This is a genomic window from Enterococcus sp. GC34 (assembly GCF_040886645.1).
In the GTDB taxonomy this organism is placed as follows: Bacteria; Bacillota; Bacilli; order Lactobacillales; family Enterococcaceae; genus Enterococcus; species Enterococcus faecalis.
Window position 1 is genome coordinate 96,382 of sequence record NZ_JBFOEF010000009.1, and the last position, 16,930, is coordinate 113,311.

Annotated in this window: 10 protein-coding genes, 11 tRNA genes and 1 pseudogene; all 22 read right to left on the bottom strand. The window is 31.1% G+C overall.

Features of this window, described 5'->3' with window-relative positions:
* Positions 1-1,028: 1,028 nt before the first annotated feature.
* Positions 1,029-1,583, bottom strand: coding sequence for an ABC transporter permease (locus tag AB3I72_RS10560; protein WP_197736185.1), 555 nt, complete (start codon positions 1,581-1,583; stop codon positions 1,029-1,031).
* Positions 1,584-1,743: 160 nt separating this feature from the next.
* On the bottom strand, positions 1,744-2,607 hold the full coding sequence (locus tag AB3I72_RS10565; RefSeq protein WP_010824512.1) for an ABC transporter ATP-binding protein: 864 nt from the start codon (positions 2,605-2,607) through the stop codon (positions 1,744-1,746).
* A gap of 54 nt (positions 2,608-2,661) precedes the next feature.
* The gene (locus AB3I72_RS10570) at positions 2,662-3,000 is read right to left on the bottom strand and encodes a hypothetical protein (protein WP_010824511.1); all 339 of its coding nucleotides are present in this window, start codon (positions 2,998-3,000) and stop codon (positions 2,662-2,664) included.
* Positions 2,990-3,232 carry a helix-turn-helix transcriptional regulator gene (locus tag AB3I72_RS10575; protein ID WP_010824510.1) on the bottom strand — a complete coding sequence of 81 codons (243 nt, stop codon included), beginning with the start codon at positions 3,230-3,232 and terminating at the stop codon, positions 2,990-2,992. The genes AB3I72_RS10570 and AB3I72_RS10575 overlap by 11 nt, the downstream gene beginning before the upstream one ends.
* Positions 3,233-3,706: 474 nt before the next feature.
* On the bottom strand, positions 3,707-4,792 hold the full coding sequence (locus tag AB3I72_RS10580) for an alcohol dehydrogenase catalytic domain-containing protein (RefSeq protein WP_050444132.1): 1,086 nt from the start codon (positions 4,790-4,792) through the stop codon (positions 3,707-3,709).
* A gap of 3 nt (positions 4,793-4,795) precedes the next feature.
* The gene (gene lanM, locus AB3I72_RS10585; RefSeq protein ID WP_172616627.1) at positions 4,796-7,558 is read right to left on the bottom strand and encodes a type 2 lanthipeptide synthetase LanM; all 2,763 of its coding nucleotides are present in this window, start codon (positions 7,556-7,558) and stop codon (positions 4,796-4,798) included.
* Positions 7,559-7,560: 2 nt separating this feature from the next.
* Positions 7,561-9,720 carry a peptidase domain-containing ABC transporter gene (locus AB3I72_RS10590; protein WP_010824507.1) on the bottom strand — a complete coding sequence of 720 codons (2,160 nt, stop codon included), beginning with the start codon at positions 9,718-9,720 and terminating at the stop codon, positions 7,561-7,563.
* Position 9,721: 1 nt separating this feature from the next.
* Positions 9,722-12,643, bottom strand: coding sequence for a type 2 lanthipeptide synthetase LanM (gene lanM, locus AB3I72_RS10595; protein ID WP_033600438.1), 2,922 nt, complete (start codon positions 12,641-12,643; stop codon positions 9,722-9,724).
* A 25-nt stretch (positions 12,644-12,668) separates the two neighbouring features.
* Positions 12,669-12,866: a class II lanthipeptide, LchA2/BrtA2 family gene (locus AB3I72_RS10600; protein ID WP_010824505.1), complete on the bottom strand. Its 198-nt coding sequence runs from the start codon at positions 12,864-12,866 to the stop codon at positions 12,669-12,671.
* A gap of 23 nt (positions 12,867-12,889) precedes the next feature.
* Complete coding sequence (locus tag AB3I72_RS10605; protein WP_010824504.1) at positions 12,890-13,084, bottom strand: plantaricin C family lantibiotic; 195 nt, start codon at positions 13,082-13,084, stop codon at positions 12,890-12,892.
* Between the two features lie 756 nt (positions 13,085-13,840).
* Positions 13,841-15,553: pseudogene (locus AB3I72_RS10610) on the bottom strand (collagen binding domain-containing protein); the annotation flags it as partial.
* 302 nt (positions 15,554-15,855) lie between these two features.
* A tRNA-Leu gene (locus AB3I72_RS10615) sits at positions 15,856-15,939 on the bottom strand.
* A 13-nt stretch (positions 15,940-15,952) separates the two neighbouring features.
* Positions 15,953-16,023: transfer RNA gene (locus AB3I72_RS10620), tRNA-Cys, on the bottom strand.
* 25 nt (positions 16,024-16,048) lie between these two features.
* Positions 16,049-16,120: transfer RNA gene (locus AB3I72_RS10625), tRNA-Gln, on the bottom strand.
* Between the two features lie 14 nt (positions 16,121-16,134).
* Positions 16,135-16,207, bottom strand: a tRNA-His gene (locus tag AB3I72_RS10630).
* Positions 16,208-16,243: 36 nt separating this feature from the next.
* A tRNA-Trp gene (locus tag AB3I72_RS10635) sits at positions 16,244-16,317 on the bottom strand.
* Between the two features lie 4 nt (positions 16,318-16,321).
* Positions 16,322-16,402: transfer RNA gene (locus AB3I72_RS10640), tRNA-Tyr, on the bottom strand.
* Positions 16,403-16,407: 5 nt separating this feature from the next.
* Positions 16,408-16,480 (bottom strand) — tRNA-Phe (locus tag AB3I72_RS10645).
* Between the two features lie 45 nt (positions 16,481-16,525).
* Positions 16,526-16,601 (bottom strand) — tRNA-Asp (locus tag AB3I72_RS10650).
* A gap of 10 nt (positions 16,602-16,611) precedes the next feature.
* Positions 16,612-16,684, bottom strand: a tRNA-Val gene (locus AB3I72_RS10655).
* Between the two features lie 27 nt (positions 16,685-16,711).
* Positions 16,712-16,783 (bottom strand) — tRNA-Glu (locus tag AB3I72_RS10660).
* A 17-nt stretch (positions 16,784-16,800) separates the two neighbouring features.
* Positions 16,801-16,889 (bottom strand) — tRNA-Ser (locus AB3I72_RS10665).
* Positions 16,890-16,930 lie beyond the last annotated feature (41 nt).

Here is a 16,930-nt window from a genome sequence, read left to right on the forward strand (position 1 = left end):
TCTTGGCGTAGCTAAAACATGCTCCTCGTAGATGGAAGGTACTGGTAGATTTTTATTTAGTTGTCAAAGAACACAGGCAGGAAATTTAATGGTTATTTCCTGTTTCATATCTATAACAACCAAAACATTCTCTTTTTCAAGACACTAAATAGATTAAAAAAAGTATACTCAAAATTGACACAAATGACGTATGCCCAACTTGAATATCCTACTGTTTACCTGTAAACAATCAGAATATGAAAAAGAACCGACAAGGTATGCCTCAGTGTCATTCAGTTAAGAAAGCAGGAAAACATTTAAGCTTTCCTGCTTTTCCTATGTAAAAATAATAGAACTTAACAAAGAAGAATTTAATCCAGTTTTGTATTTTGATAAAGAAGTAAAACAAAATAACAATACTAAGTTCTAAAATATAACAAGTTAAAAATAAAAAAGTAATTCTTGTAGAACAAGTTGTACCCCCCTCTAGAAGACATGTCTTCTAGAGGGGGGTATTGTTAAAGATCACTTAAATTACAACTTAATTTTATTCAATTACACACTATTGTATATACGATTTTTCTTAACTTAATGACATTGAGATATACCTTGTTGATTCATAAATCATAATAACCTCTAACTCTAATCACCTTGTTATTCAATCCAATTAGTAAAAAATTTTGAAAAACTACCAATTCCACTATAGAAAGACTAGTAACTTTAAAATATAATTGAATATTGGGACGCAATCAAAGAAATTTACGATATGATTTTGGATTCCTACACGTTTATATTTCAAGGTTTTTGTCACCTTAAATTTAAAAAATCAATCCTATTTAAACAATCGTAAACCAATATTTGTGTAAAATGATACCTATGATTCCGGCAACAACACAACATATTAATCTAGAAATCCATATATTAATTATTGTTGAGTCCAATATTTTATAAAAATATGATGCTGATTTAGAGGATATATACATAAGTATTAACCATTTAATGATATCTTTATACTCCATATGAGACACAACTTTCGTTAGTAAACTTAATCAAACTTCTACCCGTAAACTTTTTTTTAATACAACTGTAAATAATACAAATATTGTTATTAAACTAATTATATATTGTAATAGTGTAAATACATTCGATCCTACGGTAATCGGCAAATAGTAGCCAGGAAAATTTTCTACTACCGCTGATAAAAAAGGATTTGAATATCCATAAACTATATTAGAAAGCAAATTAGGGATAAAAAGCAAGAAAAGTATTAATATACCATACACTGCACCACTACGAAATCCCGATAAAAATAAACAGTATCCACATAAAAAATAGATTACTATGACTAGAATTACGTCAAGTATGAATCCTAATAAAAATATTATCTCTAATTCTCCTGGTACACCTAAGTATTTAGATATGATAAATAAAATTATTCCAATAGCAGAAAATATTGCGCCTACAAATATAGAAATAAGTATGTTACCAATAATATAACCTAGTCTATTTTCTTTTGAATTATATATCAAACTAATAGTTTTGTAAGAAAAGTCATTATTTATTAAATACGTAGACTGGAGAACCATTGCTGTTATCCCTAACATACAATAGAAATTCGAAATATGTTTAATTGTAAATGGTGCAGAATTAACTAAAATAATGTAACACATAATAGATGCTGGGAGTATACTTATCATCAATCCTAGTGGTAAATAGCCACGCGTTATTAGTCTTTTTAGATTATACGAGACGTACCCTGTTATATTAAACTTCATTTTTTTCACCACCAAATTTATCTAAATAAATATTACGAAGAGTATTTTTTTCAGTATGACAATCAATTATAAATATATTTAACTCTTCTAATAAAGTAAAAACGTCACTACTATTTAAGCTTGTCTGTAATGTCAACGTATCTTGAGTTACATTATAAATATTCCCTAATTCTTGCTTATTGATAAACATAGTTAAATCATCATTGTTGGAAAAGATAATTTTTATTATGTTTTGCGAACTCTGATTAATTGTTTCTTCTCCAATAAGAACACCATTTTCTAAAAATAGAATCCTATCACAGATTATTTCTATATCTTCTAATTTGTGGCTGGAAATTAATATACCTAAATCCGTTTTAATAGCAAGTTTTTTCAGAGCGTTCAACATTTCATATGATGATTCAACATCCATTCCATTAGTGGGCTCATCTAGTACAACATAATCTGGATAATTTAAGATAGAAATAACCACTGCTAATTTTTGCTTCATTCCCAAAGAATATTCTCTAACCTTTTTATTCAATATTTGATATAAATTTAGACTTACTAATAAATCTTTGAATTCGTTTATATCAAATTTATTCCCATAAATTCTAGAAAAATATATTAAATGTTCTAACCCAGACATACTTGCTATTAGTTTTGGCTCTTCAATTAAATATCCTATCGAGCTATTTCTCATAATAGATCCATTAAAGTTAAGGATATTTTCAGTAATAATCTTCATTAACGTACTTTTCCCTGCACCATTTCTACCAACTAATCCTATTATTTCACCTTTTTTAAAATTGAAAGATATATTATCTAATACACTTGTATTATTATAAGATTTAGATACTTTATTAATATTCATATTCTTTCTCCTAACTGCTAGTCAGCATATTCATCCTATGATTTTTATAAGTAATTAACATAAATCTTGTTTATATTTTTTAAGTAAGTAAATTAAAGATATAGAAAATGCTAGTGCATATTTGAATAAGAATAGTATATTTTGCATGTATTCTTTAGGAAAGAATAAGTCACACAAAACAATGGTTACCAACATATAGCAACATACATTTAAATGAATTTTTGTTGTGCGCTCATCTCTTTGTCCCAACTTTAATAACAGATATACTAAAGTAATAGAACTAATCATTACAAGTAAAAAACCAACACCAATAAGTAAATTATAATTCCCAATACTTTTTTCTGACCATTCATTTAAGGCGTTAAATGAAAATCCAATAGATTTATTCATCATTATTTTGTCCTCCTAAATCGTATTCAAAAATCTCTGTAAGCGGTACATTAAAAAAATTTGATATTCGAAATGCTAATAGTAACGACGGTACATAGTTTCCCTTTTCCATAACAAAAATTGTTTGTTTAGATACACCAACTCTATCAGCTAATTCTTGTTGTGATAGTCTGGCTAAAACTCTATATTCGTAAACTTTATTACGTATAGATTCTTCGTGTATTTTTTTCTTCATATAGTCACCCTACTTATAGTTAATTAACCGTGTGAAAAACGTTTAAACTTAGTATTCATAAGCAGTTCAGGGGAAAATTTTTCCTTTGTTATCTAAATTTACAAAAGTAATATACTAGTATTCAGACAAAGATAATCACTAGGGACCAGTTCTTTTAACTGATAAAACGATGTAGAGAATATCGTAAAGATTAATTATTTATCCAAAAAACAGTCCTAACTAAAATTAAAAGCACTTAAACGAATTATTTGAAGTTATTCAAGTAACTACCGAGTATTTTCATAGCTTTCCTTACTTTTATATAGTTATGATTCAAAAATCTTTTTTCGTGTTGAAAAAGAGAAAACCCCTAGCTTTTGAACCAAATTTAACAATTTTTTCACATCTCTACTCAAATATTAAAGTAAAGTTTAACAAAAGTAAAGTTAAATGTATTAAAAATCTGAATAATTTTAAATTTTTAGTACACTGTAATTAATGGTAGGTTAAAGACACCTTACCTATTTTATTAGCGTTAAAAAATGAACGATTTATAAAATCTAGGTATTGGTTAACGTTATAAGATTTATCAATTACAGGTTTCACAGAGAATCTTTCCTCTAAACTGATAGCATTTTGCAAATCTTCATATGTTCCTAAGCAGTTTCCTATAAATGTAATATTTTTCATTACTCCCATACTTAGTGCTCTTCTTAAAATTGGCTCATTTTCTATAGGTATTTTCTCAGATAAAAGAGGGTGTTGATTTAAAAGCCCACAAGTTATATAAGTGCCTCCAATTTGTAATAAATTTACTGCATTTTCTACATTAAGATCAAAAAAAGGATCAAAAACGTGCGTAATATTTCGCTTCATAGCTTGCAAAGATACGTCTTCTAAACGTTCCACCTCACAAGGATATATATATTCTTTTTCAAAATCTGTCCATGAAGTAGTAGATATACATATAGGTGTAATTCCTTGTATAAGTAGTTGACGAATAATAAACATAGAAGTTGCAGAGCGTGCGCTGAAAACTACTGGATTACCACTTTCTTTCAAAATATTAGATCGTCTAATCATACTGGAAGCAGTTTGTGAGCCTAAAGAAAAACATGCAGCTTCTTCAAGACTTAGACGTGCTGGAATTTTAATAACTTTACTTTTGTGAATTTTTAACCATCCTAAAGATGCAAAATTACTCGGTATTCCTGGTTTTACTCCATGAGGATATTCGCAGTTTGGCATGACAAAATCTCCAACATTGAAATTATTAACATTTTTTCCAATCTTAATAATTTCAGCACTAAATTCTGAACCAAATGGAAAGAATAATCTATTTTCGTTTTTTTCAGAAATATAGGCTTCTAATAAGATAGATTTATCTCTATAGTTACAAGAAAAATATTTAACTTTTATTAATATATAATCATCATTTTGAAGATTATTTATATCAAAATCGGGTTGATTTAACTCTACTAATCCAAATAGAACATTAGTAGATCCGAATTTAACTGTTTCCATTTTTTTAAACTCTAATGAATTTTTGTATCTGGGATTTATTGCAACTAGGGCTTTCATAGTTTACACCTCCATCAGCTTTTTCTGATAATCTAAGGAACTCAAATTTAGAGGAATCAAAGGAGAGGACCCTTCATTGTACATTTTTAATAATAATGCTGAATCAGCCATACCACTCCAGCCTAAAAAATATCCAAGTAAATAATCCCTGTTTTTTTCACCTGTATAGTAACCATTTATGTCTATTAGTTTAAGGACGGATAACCAATACTCGTTAGCTAGCATTATATACTCAGATTTTTTTGAAACTTTAAAGGAAAAAAGCAGTGATTGAAGAACACCTGATACTCCATGACAGATTGATAAATCTAAAGGAGTTTCTAATGGAAGAATAGTAGATTTTTTGGCCAAATCAAATAAATTTATGTCAACTTTTAATAGAGTAGCCATTTCTGTCAGTACCATTAATAGACCCGAATTTCCGTTGCACCATCCAACATTTTCAACAGATTCCTCAAACTTAATCCGAGTCGTTTCATGAAATATATTTTTACATATATCTAATCTGTCCAAGGCATAATTTAATCTGAAATTTGTCCATAAAACACCTAGATTTCCGTGAGCTATTCCTTCACTAGGTAATTTGGTATTATGGAATTTTTCTGTAAAATAAATGATATTATCGATAGACGTATTAGGAAAAGTAGCATTTACTAATGCAATACCTATTGGACCTAAAAAAACATCTCCACTTTCAATATTCTCTAATTGAATTTTTGATATAGTCTTATCAAGATATTTCAGTTTTTTTTGTTCATAGTTAAACAGAAATTCAAGAGAATTTGATCCTGAAATAATTGACATTGGGGTATTTGAAACTTCTGTAGAACCATAAATAGTATTTTTAAGAGAGTTGACACCTTTAGAAGCACGAATATATAATTCATTTGTTTCTATATCATCAACGCATTTTTTATATTCTGTTAAATGTTTAAGTAGAAATAAAATACCACCAGCATCATGCAACGAAATACATGATATAGAATTGTAAGCAATATTCATGTCTCCATAAACCCCGTTTAACCAACCTGTTTCAGCATTTTTAGATTTTGTAGTAATAGATTGATTTATTATTAACTTAAATAATGCATCTGGGTTGTCTATTGTCACTTCTTTTAAAACATCAGTGAACATTTTAGCTTGTGATTTTTTAGTTTTATTATTTTCAAATGTTGCTTCATGAATCCTAATTTCAGAAAACCCCTCTGCAATTAAACGTTTATCAATTAAAAGTGCCCGATCAGAAAGATTATTTAAAGAATATAAAGCATTTTCTATTGGAGACATTTCAAATGTATTGGTATTTATGTTCATTAAATTAATTGTATGCTTATTCGACCCAATTGAAAAATACGGAATATCTCCTTTTTTTAAAGCTTTTTTTTCTGCCTCAAGTACTTTACTTGCATTTTCCGATTCTGTAAACATTTTAGAAGGCTTCATATAAGATAATATTTTATCTATAGCAGACTCATCAATTAAATTTTCGGGATACAAACATGCATCCAGTAAGAAAAAATATTGAACAGTTGGTCTCACAATTATTCTACTGGTGCAAGGAAAACTACTTAATAAATCACTAATCTTTTCACGATTTACTATTACAGATTTAATACCTTCTTCATAGCCGTTAACAAAGTCTTGCTGGTATGGAAGAGGGCTAGGAAATTTATTTTTTTCTAACATTATAGGAGCTGAATCTCTAGAAACTATAATATTTTGTTTAGATATATCTACTGCATCAGTTCCTGGATTGGTCAGAGTGAAACATAATTCTTCTGTTTTTTGTGGATAAGGTGTATTAATAGCCCCAATTAAGATATTATGTGGTGCTACCATTAACTTAGCTGGAATTATACAAGTATTAGCAATAGAATTAGAGAGTTCTTTATTTAATACGTCCCATATAGAATCCTCATTTATTTCTTCGTGTGATGGTTTTAAACTAGTTTCTAAATCAATGAAATAAGGAGTAGTTCCGTTAAAAATCACATTTTCATCATGTAAATCGGTGGCACCAATACTTCTGAATACTGCTGCACACAGCCCCAAATTATAATAAGCTTCTGATAAGTCTGCCTCATCAATAAAAGTATGAGAAATAAATTTTTGCCAACCATAGCTATTTCGACATATTGTTTGAGCAATTGGTGTATTATATTTGAGCCCTTTAAACTTTAGAATATCAGAAAATATCGTGTCTATTAATTGGTCTATTTCTAGAGAACGGGGTTTATATAAAATTTTTTCTTCATTTGAAAATTCAAAACATAAAACGATTTTTGAACCATTGTGCGGATCAGAATCTAATGCATTTATAGCAGTTAAATAAGAATTTTTACTAATCATCTCATTATTATTTAATTGATCTATATCTTCCTTGAAATTTTTGCATACTGCTATAATGTATAAGCTTGTATTATTTATAATTGTATGAATAATTGTTCTTAAATAGCTGTATTTGTTTAGCCATTTTTCAACCATTTGTTTATCCAGTTTCTGTAAAAACAGATCAAATGCAACGGAAGAATTTGGATTAGCAGGCATATTTAAACTCTTTCGAAATTCATGGAATTCGTAAATAAATGTTTTCTGAACGACTCTATTTATATGATATTCTATTAAAGCATGAAAACACTTTATAAAAACTTCTGTTTCTTTTTCTTGAAATGTTGTAAAAGATCTTTTTAAGGTAGTGTGTGTGTGTTCAACTATATCTTTAAAGATATCTTCTATAATATTAACTAATTTATTATCATTGTGCACAGTTATTTCTCCTTTTCAATTACCGTATTAAATAAATCCTTATAGTCTCCAGGTTGTTGGACTAGATCATTATGGTGACCTGTTTGCACAATTTCTCCGTCTCTAAGAACAAATATTTTATCAGCATTTAGAATCGTTTCTAGACGATGGGCAATTACTATTTTTGTACACTCTAGTTTAGATAGTTCTGTATATACAGAACTTTGAGAAATATTATCTAATGATGATGTAGCCTCATCCATGATTAGTATTTTAGGATTTTGAAGAATTGCTCGTGCGATATGAATTCTTTGTCTTTGTCCACCAGATAAATTTGCTCCCATTTCAGAAATTACAGTATTGTATCCCATTGGTAGATCAGAAATAAAAGATAAAAATTCTAAAGAACTACATAATTCAATTATTTTTTCTTCACTTAATTGACTTCCTAATTTCAAATTTTCTATTATTGTGCGATTATGCAAATGAGCCTCTTGAGGAATATAACTAATTGATTTTCTTAATTGATCAAGGTTATATCGTTGAAAATTAATATCTGAAAAAAATATATCTCCTTTAGTAGGTTCAAATAAACTACTACATATTTTGGCTAGTGTTGTTTTTCCGGATCCGGATACACCTACAAAAGCAACTGTTTCTCCATCCAATATTTTTAAATTAATATTTTTCAACGCTGGTTTTGTATCAGAAGTATATTGAAAATACAAATTATTTATCGAAAGATTTCCAGACTCCATAATATGATCACTTCTAACACTTGATTCAATAGGATAGTCAAATATATCCTCAGATAACTCAATATATCGTTCTACCACCATAATGTTTGAAAGGGTACTAAATATTGTATTTGAATAATTAAATAACATACTAACAGTCGATTGAATAGCTATTACTTGACCTAATGATAATGTCCCTAATTTTTCCTGATATAGACTAATAACAAGAATAATTAAAGGAAAAATAGTTTGCATTCCATATAAAACGGATCCAACAATACCTTGTTGAAGATACATCCTATGTGAAGAAGCAGATAAAAGTTTTGTAAGCTTATCTTTCCAATCAGAAAAATACGACTGTACATAGCCCCCTAGTTTTACACTATTTATAGAAGCTAGAGCATCTAATTGGATACTCTGAACACTAGATCCTTCACGCAATTCTTTATCTGTTGCAGAGTCTACATATTTTTGAGTTATAATCAAAAATAAAAACATAAACATTATTAATGTGACGATAATAATTCCCAAAGTCCAAGAACTCCAAAAAATATATCCAAGTATTACAATACTACTAACTATGTCCAGAAAAGTTTGTACCAAAGTAATTCCTAAAACATCTTGAATTCTAGTCAATGAATTTAACCTAAAAATAACTTCTCCTGGAGATCGTACTGTAAAAAATTTAGCGGGTAATGATAAGGTATGTGCGAAAGCTCCAACTAATAAATGCCAATTGAATTTGTAACTAATTTTAATTGAAAGGTAACTTCTGAAGGTGTTTAGACCAATCATCGTAATTATTGCTAATAGTAGTAATTCTATTGTTTTTACAAACGATATAGAATTTAAGTAACTACTCTTATCTATCAACGATTGTGTAAATATAGGAATAGATAAAGTCATAATTACTAAAATAATACTAGTCATTAGCAAACCTAGATAGAGACTCATCATATTATTCGGCCAAATGTAGTCTTTTTTCCAAGTATCTAATTTATTTTTTTTAACTTTTACAAAGTTTTTATTGGGTTTAGCTACTAAGATATACTGAGAAAAATCTTTTTGAAATTCATTAATTGATATTTTTATTCTTCCTATTGACGGATCCATAATGATAACATATTTTTCGCTGAATAATTCTATGCACACAAAGTGATATCCTTTCCAAAAAGCAATTATCGGAAAATCTACAACTTCAAAAGCTCTCAAGTCTTTGATTTTATAAGTTTGAACATCCATCCCCATGTGCATTAACAATTCTTTTAATTGAGTTAAGCCGAGTCCATCTCTTCCAGGTTCTTTTATTTGTCTAAGGTCCGTAAGTTTTTTATGACATCCATAAGCTTCTAAAATAGTTCGAACACAACATAAGCCACATTCCGTTTGGGCTACCTGAATAGTAGGTTTTAATTTTCTTTTATTTTTAAAAATAAAATTTTTCATTTTATACACCTAACAATAAAGGTGATATTTTCAAATCACTATTTGCTAGTTTACATAAGTGTAACAATGCCCCTGCTTTTCCTGACATTAAGCCTGGACTTAGTGTATATCGACCTTTCCCTTCTTTAAAATATTCATAGATATATGTTGGGGAACAAAATGTATTTTTTATATTATGAATCAGTATTTTTGTTTCTTCTGGAAAAGATTCGTGGACATATTCTAAAGCAGTGAGAACACCCAAACTCCCATGGCAAAGGACAGGAACGCATGAGATCGGTATGGTTTTCAATTGATTTATAACAGATATTACTGATACTTTTGGTAATGCATCCGCTTTATAGGCCTCATAGTAAGCAATTAGTAAGCCTGACAACCCATTACACCATGAAGAGGACACATGCTCATTCTGTTCAGTTAAGTAAGTTTCGATGACACCTTCTTTATTTGTGTAATTCTTCTTGATAGCAGTATCTATATCTATAATTAATTTTTTTATTTTATTATCTTTTATTCTTTGATTAATTATAGAAAAAAACCAAAGTAAATGTCCTAATCCGTGTGCAACTCCAGAAGTCATATAACTATCAATTTCGTTAATTTTTTCATAAGCTAAATTAACACACTTATCTAAAAATTCTTGTTTTGGATGGAAAGTGTCTTGCATCTGTAAGCGCATTATAATCGCACCACTTTTTCCATTAATCATATCAAAAAAATTATTGTCAACAGTTTCTAAGTCCATTCTTAAAAGTTCCCAAGAATTAATAGCGACGTTTTTCCATCGTTGGTTATTTGTAATGGTACCTGCATGATACATTGCCCAAAGTAACCCAGAGATACCTGAAAAAGCTCCAGTACCTGACAACAACACATTCCTTAATTCAAAACTTTGATTTTCGAGGATTTGAGCAGATTTTTCAAATATATCGTTGGAAATATTTGTAGCCTCAATATCAGAAAACTGATTACCTACAATAGATAGCACTAGTGCAGGACCTATTCTGCCACTATATAAATCGTATCCTAAAACTCCAGGTGTCCATCCATTATTCCCGTTTTTAGCTACTGCACCTACCCAAGTTTTTGGCAAATGTTCATATCGATCATCAAGTACTGAATTTAATAAATTTTGAGAAAACCATTTAATAGTTTTAATTATCTCTGTAGTCTTTTTTAGTCCATCACTTTTTTTCTCTATAGCTTTTTGATTCCCATTCTCTAACTCTTCTAGTTTTAATTTTCCTTCCGCGTGTGGGTCTGCTAATTTAGCAACAAATGCTAGTTGTATAATTTGTTGCTGATTAATTAAATCTTTTTGTGATAGTTTTTTCATCTTACGAATAAATTCGGATTGAGGGCTATTTTTAACTGTGGATACAATATCATTATTACTATGAATTTCTGTACCATCAAAATTTATTGTAAAGTAAGGAATATCTCCCTTCCACAATTGACTACATTCGGATTTAGTAATATTTTTATCACTAGTCATACTTAAAATACCAATTCTAGATAATAGTGAATGTGCCATATCTAAATCTTTCGAAGGTTCTGTTGCTGTTAAAACTCGTAATATTTGCTCATATCTATAAGTCATATTGTGGATATAACGAAGTTTAGCACCTTTAAAAGATGTTATTACTTCTTTACTAAAAAATTCTTTGTTTTTTAGTATTAATAAGTAGACATCAGTAAAACCATCGACAACTTTAGCACAGTTTTCATAAATCTGTTTTTCATATTCCGAGTCATTTATAAGATCTTCAGAAACAGTGGCTGAGTTATGCCATACAACTTTAATGTTAGAATTAAATCCGTTGATTAATTCAAAGGTTTTAAAAGGACTAACACTGTTTTTATCTCTAATTCCCGTGAAACCAACGTCAACTGAACCACTTTTGTTTTTATCGCTAATAGAAATTGGTAGTACTCCAGTACCATAAACAGACTTTTCTAAAGAGTCATAGGCACTATTGCTAGATTCTGGTATACCGGATCTATTGCGAGACGGGTGGAATAACGTTTCGAGATCTATTGGCAACGGTCCTTTATGTGTCCATAATATATTACTATAATGCATATCGGACGCATTCAATAAGTACATTAAGCATGCGAGTTGGCCAGCTTTATACATATCAACCTGAGTTTCGTCACTAGTTTCAAATGAGGTAAAACCGTAATTTCCACAATTAATCACAGATAACACAGGTAGATTCAAATTAAATTTATAATTGATAGCCATAATTAATTTGGTGTATCCGGCTTCTCCAGAAACAGAACGTGGTTTATAGATAATTTTTTGTTTGTCTTCAAAATAAATAATTGACACTGATGATCCGTCATTATGCGTATCACCATCAGACTTCACATACACTATTTTTAAGTCTCTATTAATATTAAATTTTTTCTCAATATCTATTCTGTATTGCTGTATTCTTTTGACAGTATCTACAATAGAGTTTATTCTACTTATTATTAAGTTAATACATCTATTCCAAGTAACAAAATACGTCTCAGAAAATTCTTTCATCTTATTTCTTTTTAGTGTTTCATTATAAAGTAAATACGAATTTTCTAATTCGACATTTTGTAATAATTTTATATGTTCAGAAAATCCTCGTATCATATAAGAGAAAGCTACTTGCGATAAATCATCGCAAATAGCTTCTTTGAAAGATAATGGATTGTGAACATAGGCGTCTAATTTGTTATTCCAAACTTTATCCCAAATTTCGCTAGTAATGGACATACATACATTATAGTATGGATATTTTTCCTCTGTTTTATAATTTACTATAGTTGGCAGTTCAATTAATTTTTTTAAATTTAATTGTTCAATATAATGAACTATGGGTAAAATATGCTCATTATAATCTTTTAACTCTAATTCGGGATAAACTTTTTTGCTGTAGACAACCATTCATTCACACCTCACATTCATTTTATTAACAAGCCCTCGTACAAACGCTTGTTGGACATGTTTTATCTGAAATCCAACCTGAAACAGCGATAGAAATAGGAATAGTAATTGTGGGTGTTCCTCCTCCTGTAACTTCATCGTCTGTTAAAGAAATTAAATCTGCCTCTAGGTATTTACCCAACTCTAAATCCACATTTGGTTCATTTTGTTTGTCATTATTCATTATAAAAGCTCCTTTTTATAAAATTATTTACACCAACCCATACATTCGTGTGTAGCTGTACACCAATTTCCTTTGTTTCCCCAATAATCACTTAATGAAAATGTATTAGTAGTGCAGGCACCGAAAACGTCATCGTCGAATGATTGATCGGCTACTTCTTCGAACCAAGCAACTTGTTCATTATTGATCAAAGTTTCGTTGTTTTCTTCATCACGCATATAGTTCACCTCCTTAGAATGTCATTATTCGTCACATGAAAACGTATAAAATTCAATGTTAATAGACGTTTCAGACACGTAACTTTTCCTTTTGTAACTTTATTTTATAGAAACAATCAGCTCCAAACTGGTAAATCAATTTACTAAAATTTATGAAGAAGCTGATTCGTATCTATCGTCAAGAAATAAAAAATACCTGTTGTGTCAATAAAGATCATTTGCCATTTACAGAATAATCAAAATAAAAAGTATGACTATCTTTTTATGCTTAAACTCTGTTCACCTTGATATTTCGTAATGTTATTTGTATGTTAGTAATTATAATTTTAGCAATATCCAAGCTAATTTATTGCCAGAATTCCCTATTTAACATTTATTCCACCCTAAAAGAACACAATCCTCTTAGAATTGTGTTTTCTTTTATTCTTATTTTATTTTAAAACAGAAAACTGAGTTATACATAGTTTTCTACGTTACAACAATATTTTAGCTTTTCATCTCTTAGGATTTGATGGAATTTGATTAATCGTCAGATCTATCTTCTTTAACAGATGTAGCTGCTGTTGCTGGAGCAGGATTTACTGTATCACTTACTACAAATACACTTCCTCCTAGTAATGTTGTTGAAGCTAATGATGTAGCTCCCAATAAGCTAATACTTTTTTCATTGACTTTTATTAGCAGGTTTCTTTTAATTTTAGGCTTTACGCTTACGAATTCTAGTCTAACAATAAAATTATTTTATAATTACAAAGAAGGTGCCTTGGTTTCTTTCCAATAGTAGTTGGAAATGGCTAAGTGTTTCACCCCCACTTGATTTTCTTTATCAATGGTTAACGTTACTTCTTGTTCAGAAGCTTTCTTACCTTTTATAACTTCTGGATGACTTTCATCTTGCCATTTTACAGGTGTATCTTTAGCATGATTTTGATTGGTTTCTCCATAGAATAAAGTATATTGTGCCCCTTTAAACGTAGCATTTCCTTGCGTGTCCGCTCCTGTATCTTTGTCTTCTTTGGTTAAAGTGGTTTGTCCTGTAATTTCTTGGTTGGTCCCTTTTACATATTCTACTGAAATAGGCACGGTTTGATTTTGATAAGCTAAGACCACTTTGACTGGTTTAAACGTATTTACAAACCCAGCACTAGCTTTGCTCTCAGTTACATAATAAGTTCCTAATTCTAATGCTTTCAAAACATCTTTTGACGTTTCTGCATGTCCTTTTGCATCCGTAATTATCGTTTGAACAATCGGTCCATCTGAGGTCTCTTTACGTATCTCAAACTGATTACCCGCTAATGAGTAATGTTCGTTCCAAAGGGTGGTTCCTGTTTCAACACCTTTTTTATCTAAAACTATCTGTCCTTTTTCTCGAAGGTTCTTAGATACTTTTTCAATCGTTTCACCTGCTTTGATGGTGGCAGAAAGCGGCGTTGGGTCAATCGTATACGGCGCTGGAACAGATTTTTCAGTAATAGTCACTTTTGTGTTATGAGGAATCCCTTCAATTAGGCTGGTTCCATCATCCCCTGTTGTCACTTCTTGTGTAGGAAACTTTCCACCGAAATCTAAATGAAAGACGGTTCCTGGCAATTTTTTACCTGACTCTTTATCTATTTTTGTAATTTTTAGTTTGCCTTTTGTTTCTATGTCCAGTTTGACTGTATAAGTCGTTGGTTTATCAATGGCACCTGCCATCACGGTTTGTACACCAGCTTTTTTATAAGCAACTGGCGTGCCTTTTCCTTCTGACTTTTCTAGTGTGAGTACACCCGATTTTGACTGTTCATTCGTACTCAAAGTTAATTGGTTCCCGTTTACATGATAGTCAATGTTCGCAGTATTTTCGACCACTTTATCAAATTCGGACAAGTTTAATTGATTCGTATCTGTTAAAACAGTCGATTTTCCTAAGTTTAGTTTGGTTGTCGTTCCATCAAAGCTGGGTTTCTTTTGATAGTCTTGGACAACTTTATTGATTTTTGCTTCAATGCTTGGAATATCTACTGTACTGCCATCTGGACGAGTCATGGTATGGATGGTATAGCCATTGGCTGCTTGCCAAATGATTTTTTGCGCAACAGCTTGGGTATCAGGATCTTGACCAACCTTTTTCCATAAAATGGAAACTAATTTTGCGCGGTCTGACATATCAGGTAAAGGATTTTTTTCATAACCTGGATTGACTGGATCGATAATATCTACCTCTGGCTCAATGCAGAAAACAGGTTGCTTCTTCCCTTTATAATTAGCATAGGTAGGGGCTGTATGCGTATTAAAAACTTTTCCATTATTATATACCCCCGAAACATTGTAAATATTATTAGCATCATACTCAATTGTTACTTCTTCAGGATAATCTCTTTCTTCTGCATGAGCGATAAGTGGTGTTATACCAGTATTTACAGTTTGGAATAGCAATACTAAAGCCGCTAGCAATTTACTATTCTTTATTCTTGGTCTTCTCACTTTTATACTCCTCTCTGATTTTGAATATAAAAAAAGACGCTCAAATTTTGAACGTCTTAATTTCTTATTTGATTATATATTGATACATTTAAACCTTCATTTGTATATTACTTTTAACTTAGTTATTTTATATTTTCTAGTAAAATAATAGTGACCATATTCAATAACTATTTAAAGCCCTTTGTCTAATTAAATAACTACTTTTTTTTACAAGAAAAACTATAAAAAATTTCATTCGCACCATTTTCGCACCACTATAACGAAAAAAGACTGTTAAATCAATGATTTAACAGTCTTTAGTATACCGGCGGCCGGGGTCGAACCGGCACTCCCGTGAAGGAACTGGATTTTGAGTCCAGCGCGTCTGCCAATTCCGCCACGCCGGTAAGATATTTTGGAAGGCGGTAACCGGATTTGAACCGGTGATGAAGGTTTTGCAGACCTCTGCCTTACCACTTGGCTATACCGCCATATTCCATTTTTGTTACAAAAAAACTGGGGTAGCTGGATTCGAACCAACGCATGACGGAGTCAAAGTCCGTTGCCTTACCGCTTGGCTATACCCCAATAAAATTACAAAGGGCGACCGATGGGAATCGAACCCACGAATGCCAGAGCCACAATCTGGTGTGTTAACCACTTCACCACGATCGCCGTAATCTTAAAAAGTGTATCTATTAAATAATTAAATGGCAGGGGCAGCAGGAATTGAACCCACACCAACGGTTTTGGAGACCGTTGTTCTACCTTTAAACTATGCCCCTAAAATGGAGGAAAGTGGATTCGAACCACTGAACCCTAAGGAACGGATTTACAGTCCGTCGCGTTTAGCCACTTCGCTATTCCTCCATAAATGGCGTGAGACAGAGTCGAACTGCCGACACACGGAGCTTCAATCCGTTGCTCTACCAACTGAGCTACCACGCCTAAAACAAAAGCTTGTTCAAATAATTTTCAAGTAACAACATTAAATGGCGGTTCCGACGGGATTTGAACCCGCGATCTCCTGCGTGACAGGCAGGCATGTTAACCCCTACACCACGGAACCAACCGAGTAATGGAGGTTAACGGGATCGAACCGCTGACCCCCTGCTTGTAAGGCAGGTGCTCTCCCAGCTGAGCTAAACCTCCAAAAAGGAATGTTACTATTAAAATAAATGACCCGTACGGGACTCGAACCCGTGTTACCGCCGTGAAAGGGCGGTGTCTTAACCGCTTGACCAACGGGCCAGTTTGTAAATATGAAACGGAGAGTAAGGGATTCGAACCCTTGAGACAGTGTTTACCGCCTACATGATTTCCAATCATGCTCCTTCGGCCTCTCGGACAACTCTCCATAGCTGAAAGAAGCACATACTCATGATATTTCATATGTTA

Coding starts and splice junctions, on each gene's coding strand:
- AB3I72_RS10570 (WP_010824511.1), bottom strand. CDS start 3,000: ATGATGAATAAATCTATTGGATTTTCATTTAACGCCTTAAATGAATGG.
- AB3I72_RS10590 (WP_010824507.1), bottom strand. CDS start 9,720: ATGAAAAATTTTATTTTTAAAAATAAAAGAAAATTAAAACCTACTATT.
- AB3I72_RS10560 (WP_197736185.1), bottom strand. CDS start 1,583: ATGTTAGGGATAACAGCAATGGTTCTCCAGTCTACGTATTTAATAAAT.
- AB3I72_RS10580 (WP_050444132.1), bottom strand. CDS start 4,792: ATGAAAGCCCTAGTTGCAATAAATCCCAGATACAAAAATTCATTAGAG.
- lanM (WP_033600438.1), bottom strand. CDS start 12,643: ATGGTTGTCTACAGCAAAAAAGTTTATCCCGAATTAGAGTTAAAAGAT.
- AB3I72_RS10605 (WP_010824504.1), bottom strand. CDS start 13,084: ATGCGTGATGAAGAAAACAACGAAACTTTGATCAATAATGAACAAGTT.
- AB3I72_RS10600 (WP_010824505.1), bottom strand. CDS start 12,866: ATGAATAATGACAAACAAAATGAACCAAATGTGGATTTAGAGTTGGGT.
- AB3I72_RS10575 (WP_010824510.1), bottom strand. CDS start 3,232: ATGAAGAAAAAAATACACGAAGAATCTATACGTAATAAAGTTTACGAA.
- AB3I72_RS10565 (WP_010824512.1), bottom strand. CDS start 2,607: ATGAATATTAATAAAGTATCTAAATCTTATAATAATACAAGTGTATTA.